Genomic DNA, 6042 nt, shown 5'->3' on the forward strand with positions numbered 1-6042 from the left:
ATTGGAAGTTAGTAATATTGTATAGATATATCTTAAATTTCACGATGTTTTTGATTTGTTAGACTGATTAATTAGTGCTTGAAAAGCCGCACACATCTGCCATTCTCACTACCCTTCTCCTGCAGAAAATGCCGAAAAAGTGCACCCTTTTTCTTAGAAAAATTTAATCATTTTTAATTGATGTTAAAAGGCCAACACCAAACTATTAATTCCGCTCTTTACTAAAGCAAATTAACATTAAGCAGACCAAAATACAGAAATTATAGGAATTTGCAATCGTGCGGATAACAAAGAATAAATTAACCAATTAGTTCTATTAAAGTAAAAATCCGTAAAAAGGGGTATTTAACCGGATTTTGGCGGCAAAGTTGCTTTGGTCGCAATAATACTAACAAAATTCATATAGTAAGAATTTGAAATCGGGTTTAACTTTAAATAGTACCGGATTTTTTTTAAATTCGTTTATATTTACAAAAATCTAATGCTGTGCCTTCTAAATCTTACTCCCACCCCTTCACCTCACTACTCCTTCGATTGCCCGATTCATCTATCCAGTAGATATACCATAAATTAGCTTTTGCAGGTATGCTTACACGGCCTTTGGTTTGTTCCAGCGGTACGATTTTCCACTCCCTTTCCGGACTCCGTTTGTCCTCTGTGGTGTATGCAAGGTAAACGTCTTTCGGAGAAGGAGCAATCGAATACCTGGCCTGACTCCCCTTTTGTTTCAGCTTAATTGAACTAATAAAATCGGTTTTATTTTCCAGTTGGGTACTGATAAAACGGTAAATCTCCCCGGGTTCTGCTCCGTGTAAATGGCTATGTTTCAGTTCCGGTATCATGGAATACTGTGCATTTCTGGCCAGATTGGCTGTTTTTTGCCAATTTTCAACGAAATAGGCAAAATCATTGGTACCATTAACAAAAAGCATGGGTACGGTTGCATTGGCCACATAACTGGAAGGATCCCAAAGTTCGACCCAGCGCTGGGTAGCATCAGCTCCCAAGGAATCAAACTGATTGTCCCAGGCACTACCTTCGTGAAGATAGCCAGCGCCATACACAGGCACGGCAGCGCTAAATCGGTGATCTACTCCTGCTACCAGATTGGTCAGGTATCCGCCCCAGCTGATGCCAGTGATGGCTGTCTTATGCGGGTTTACTTCTGGAAAGGAACGGATCAGGGAATGCGCACGGATAATATTCGATACGGAATGGAATTGCCACTGCGCGTTAAAATCCTCATCCAATCGGAAAAACTTGTGCCCATCGTCCTGTTTAGGTCCTCCGGCCTCGAGTCGGGTACCTTTGGAACCCCAGGGGTTGTCCTGCTGATTGCTGGGTATATTTCCGCTCAGGTCCATGGCGATAGCGGCATATCCCCTTTCGGCCCATTCCTGCGCCCATATTCGGAAGGCCGTCCCTCCCCCACCATGAACCAGTACGATGCCCGGAAACTCCCCGGTCTCTGTATTTTGTTCACCCAATGTTGCCGGACTGGCATAATAGGCAAATACCTCCGTCACCTTTCCTTCATAAACCTCACCGGTATAGATCAGTGATCGGACCGGTGAGGTTTGATTGATCCATTTAAATTCTGGTGCTTCCGATAATTTCTCCAAATCCCAGGGAATACGTCCCTCCAATGCCGGTGGTAAGGAAAGCCCGGTTTGGGCAGTGACCAGGCCTTGTAAAAGAAAGAGAGCTAAGCAGATCTGAATCAGTTTTTTCATATTTCGAATCTATATTTCAATTCTTAATTATTGGTTGAAAAAGCGACTTGAGTAACTTCTTTAATTGAGTGAGGCGAATTCACTCATCTTCCCCCTCACCTAACCCACTCAAAAAGTCATCTATTGATTTGGTGTTTCTTCTTTTCTCCTCAGGGGTCATATTCTTATATTTCGCCATAGTCTTGTTCAGCTCTTCAAGTTGCGCTGCTATTTCCTCCTGGTCAAAAGAGAAAAATGTCATTTCATACAGGCAATGGGCAATGATTTCCAATTCCGTAAACTCCTTAAATGCACGCTCATCCACCTTCATGCCAAGCCAACTGTTCCAGGGAGTAAATTCAAGGGCCAATCCATCGTTTCCAGATAACGGATCCACGCTTCCATCAGCGTGGTACCCATCTACATCCACATAATTTTCATCTTCTTCCCTGATTTCAATCAGCCGGATGACAATATCGCTGGAAGGATCAGGTTTCATTTCCATTAGCTGGTTGAACACCTCTCTATATGCATCGATCTGCTCTTCCTGATCTGGATATAGCCTATTTAATTCTGTTTCAATGCTTAGCCAGTGTTGCCTTCGGATCAATTCGTGAAATGTCATGGTTGGGTTATTTTAAGGTTGTGTCTTCTTGTTTTATATTATTCTGACTCCCCTCCATTTTTCCACCTACTCTAACCCCCCCTACTGTTTTAGGAGGTGGCTCGGGGGGTGGTTAATTGGGCTCGGGAGGTAGAAACACTACCGTCTGGCGGTTCATCATCCTTTTGACCAACGGGCGATTTTATCGTTCCAAATACTCCCCTATCACCCTTAACACCCCTAAGATATCTTCCCTCACCTCCCTATTCTCAAAGCGCAACACCCGGATACCACATAATGTAAGGGCGGAATCCCTTTCCAAATCTGATTGATGTCCTTCTTGCGTATAATGTGGTGACCCGTCCAGCTCCACGGCAAGTTTCTCCTCCGGACAGTAAAAATCCAAGATAAAATCCCCGTAGCTGTGCTGCCTCCTAAACTTCTTACCCTTTAGACGCCTTCCTTTTAATTGTAGCCAAAGTAGCTGTTCCTCTTTCGTGGAATTGTTACGCAGGTCTTTTCGGGTTTCTTTTAGTGATTTTTTATTGTTGAGTCTTGCCATGGCTGAAAAAAGAATTGAATTTTCTTTATTAAATTTTATTAATCCTCCCCTCCATGTTTCCACCACCCCCTTATTCCCCCTCCTAAAACAGGAGGGGGCGAGAGAGAGCCTATTTTATCCTGAGAAGTGCGAAAATCACCTATTCCCAAGATACTAATATTCCGATTTATTTTCTATATCCCCATTTTGCCATTTTGGACGGTTCTTTTATAATCTCTTTTCACCTCACCTACCACCGTGGCTTAAAGAATACCACTATTTTAAAACAACTAACTCCCCCTCCTGTTTTAGGAGGGGGCTCGGGGGTGGTTAATTGGGCTCGGGAGGTAGAAACACTTTGTCCTTGTTACCAGTCTTAGACGATCACTCATAGTTGATTTGTTACCAAATGCCTCCAAAAAGGCATACGGAAATTCAAGTTAAAAATCTAACCGCAATACCATCTCTGCAATGCCTTCACTTGTCGCATACACCACACCTTGCTGATGCATAAACGTAGTTTCCGGCATATTGAGATGTATTCTTTCACCTTTCATAGTCGAGACCGGAAGGCCCAGTTCTTCAAAAATCAACCTTGTGGCCGCAAAATCCCAGATGCTGCCGCCTCCTTTTTCCTTCCTGGGAAATTTATAGTAACAGGCATGCTTGTGTGACAACACACCCAGGGCGTTCCGGACCGCACCAAAACCCACATGGTAAACCACATCCTTATAGTTTTGGGCATCGGCCCATTGCTTTGTCCGGTCTTTTAATGCCTCAAAATATCCGGCCGACTGCAGGCTTCTGTCCATATAGATATGGAAGACGTTATCATCGCTCGAATTTCCTAATTTAAAAGGCTGACCATTCCCGGCTACACCTTCTCCTTTAATGACACTGTAACAAAAATCCTCATCAGGTATATAGACTACGCCGATCACCGGATCCCCGGATTGGGAAATAAGCGCAATAGAAACAGAATATCCCGCACGCTGCTCCGTAAAGGGCAAGGTACCATCCAGGGGATCAATACACCAGAAATAGTCGGTATGTAAGCGGGATTGATCATCGGCGGCTTCTTCTGTCAGTAAGCCCAGATGGTATTGGGCAATACCTGGCTTCAAATGCTTTAAAATAATTTCCTGCGCCTTAAAATCGACCTCAGTCACTACCTGCGAAGCCAACGAATAGCCCCCCTCCTTTTCATGTTGTTGATAGGATTGATCTACTTGCGATTGAATCAATTTCCCCGCTGCTGTGCTTGCTTTGATCGCGCTTTCGCAAAGTGTGATAAGGGTGTTTTTTGTAAGCATTTAAACGTGATTTAGTTCTTCCAATACGGACTGCGTAAGTCGCCTGCTATAGCCATGCAGCTTCCAATGACCGGCACTCCAGCCATCCAGGAAGCGGTACAGATCGGCCCAGGCGAATTTGTAGAGCTCCGTCCACTCCTGCTTAAGCAATTGAAAATCAATATGGTTATCCATAGTCATTTCAAGTGCATTAAAATAGTGGTTCAGCAGTTCCCCTGCATACGCTTCGCAGGCTTCTTCGGAAAAGCAACTGCTGATAAAGTAGGCAACATCCTTAATGCCACAGCCCTTGCCAACATATTGAAAATCCACCGCTGCCACCTGATCTTCCGGGCCGAAACAGAAATTGGCCAGCTTGGCATCTCCATGTACCAGGGTCTGAAAAGCAGCTTCATTGAGCCTTTGATCGATAGCCGAAGCTGCCTGCTGCAGGGGTAAATGATTCATTTTCGCCCACTCATCGGGACGGGTTTCCAGGTGCCAATAGGTTCCCATTTCCCAAAGGCCTTTGGGCGGTACCTGTATAAATTTGGCATGGAAACGGGCCAGCCAGGTCAGGCAGTTTTTGGCAGCTGCCAGTGATACCGTCTCCGGTACCAGTCGGACAGGAAATCCTAAGGCATTGAGGTCTTCCATAATCAGTAAACGCATGCTTTCCTTCGTTTCAGCATGCAACAACTGAGGCACCTTACAATCCGGGCCCGTTAACCGGGCATAATGTTGGTACCAGTAGCTTTCCACGGCGTAGGATTTGATTTTTCGCTGATGGGACAAATCGGTATTCCAGCCCCGCGGATGGTTGCCGTCCTTGGGGAGTACTATATGCTTGACAATTACAGAAGGATATGCCCCTCCTTCCAAGGTATAGCGCTTAATGGATCCATATCCACTCCATAAGCTTTGCACCTCTTCGCTGCCTTTGATCGTCCTGGCCCGCGTAACGTGAAGAATTTGAGTGTCTATTGCGCGCATGGAGGAAGTTTGCCTTTCTAGTTTTGTTGACTTAAATGCGAAGATCACTAATTAACCCTGCGAATCGAAAATAAATTTACCAAAATTCTACGCTTTTTCAGGTACTGTTCTCTGGAATCTGACCAATCTACAAAATCCCTCTTGCATCGATCGGGGCTGGCTTTCGCCCCTCAATTATATGGCTTTGGCAAGAACTTTATAGGTATAGCTCGTGGGAAACATTTGAAATTTTTTACGTTATCCGCCTATCCAATCGCATCCGAATCCCCCTTTTAGGGGGCGAGGGGGATTTCAACGAGAACTTTAATATTTTATCTCAACAGCCTCAAAAACCTGTTTTAGGAACACCATTTCTACCTTCCCAGTCATCAATGAATGAGCCAATTTCCTGAAGAACAAAAGGCATAGATTTCTTAACATCGCTATCCAAAAATCTTAGAAAACATAAGCCCATTTTTTCCAAAATTAATTGTCTGCTTTGATCCTCAACGACAGATTCACCATCAAAATGGCTATCTCCATCAATCTCGATTACCAATTGCAATTTCCTGCAGTAGAAGTCTACAATATAATTTCCCAAAGGTTTTTGTCTATTAAAAGCATACCCTCGAAATTGACATGCCCGTAATTATTGCCAAAGTAAAACTTCAGATAAGGTAGAATGAGCTCTTAATTCTCTTGAGAATTCTTTCAATTTCTTGTTGTAGGGAACAAAGTGCATGAATTAATTTAAAAACAATGGATTAGAATTCCAGGATTTTTTCTTTTAAAAATTGGTTTTGATATTAAAATTATATTTCTCGATCGAATTTCCTTTTGGTAATAAATCCCCCTGACCCCCTTGGCAATGCTATTAAGTTATGGTTTTCGAATTACTATTTTCCTTTCTGAAAATGGTTT

The 6042-nt window shown here is 43.5% G+C and carries 5 protein-coding genes and 1 pseudogene; all 6 read right to left on the bottom strand.

Annotation, left to right across the window (positions count from 1 at the left end; all coding sequences use genetic code 11):
• Window positions 1-500: 500 nt before the first annotated feature.
• Window positions 501-1733, bottom strand: a complete 1233-nt coding sequence (locus tag HUJ21_RS09240; RefSeq protein WP_291369033.1) for an alpha/beta fold hydrolase — start codon at window positions 1731-1733, stop codon at window positions 501-503.
• A gap of 79 nt (window positions 1734-1812) precedes the next feature.
• Window positions 1813-2337 (bottom strand): DUF6557 family protein, encoded by a 525-nt coding sequence (locus HUJ21_RS09245; protein WP_291369035.1) that lies wholly within the window; start codon window positions 2335-2337, stop codon window positions 1813-1815.
• Between the two features lie 181 nt (window positions 2338-2518).
• Window positions 2519-2878, bottom strand: coding sequence for an endonuclease domain-containing protein (locus HUJ21_RS09250; protein WP_291369037.1), 360 nt, complete (start codon window positions 2876-2878; stop codon window positions 2519-2521).
• Window positions 2879-3297: 419 nt separating this feature from the next.
• Window positions 3298-4170, bottom strand: coding sequence for an inositol monophosphatase family protein (locus tag HUJ21_RS09255; protein ID WP_291369039.1), 873 nt, complete (start codon window positions 4168-4170; stop codon window positions 3298-3300).
• Window positions 4171-5142 (bottom strand): phosphotransferase, encoded by a 972-nt coding sequence (locus HUJ21_RS09260; RefSeq protein ID WP_291369041.1) that lies wholly within the window; start codon window positions 5140-5142, stop codon window positions 4171-4173. It abuts the gene before it with no gap.
• A 325-nt stretch (window positions 5143-5467) separates the two neighbouring features.
• Window positions 5468-5758, bottom strand: a pseudogene (locus HUJ21_RS09265) (endonuclease domain-containing protein); the annotation flags it as partial.
• Window positions 5759-6042: the final 284 nt, after the last annotated feature.

Origin of the sequence: Cyclobacterium sp., assembly GCF_014762705.1 — a bacterium.
Classification (GTDB): Bacteria; Bacteroidota; Bacteroidia; order Cytophagales; family Cyclobacteriaceae; genus Cyclobacterium.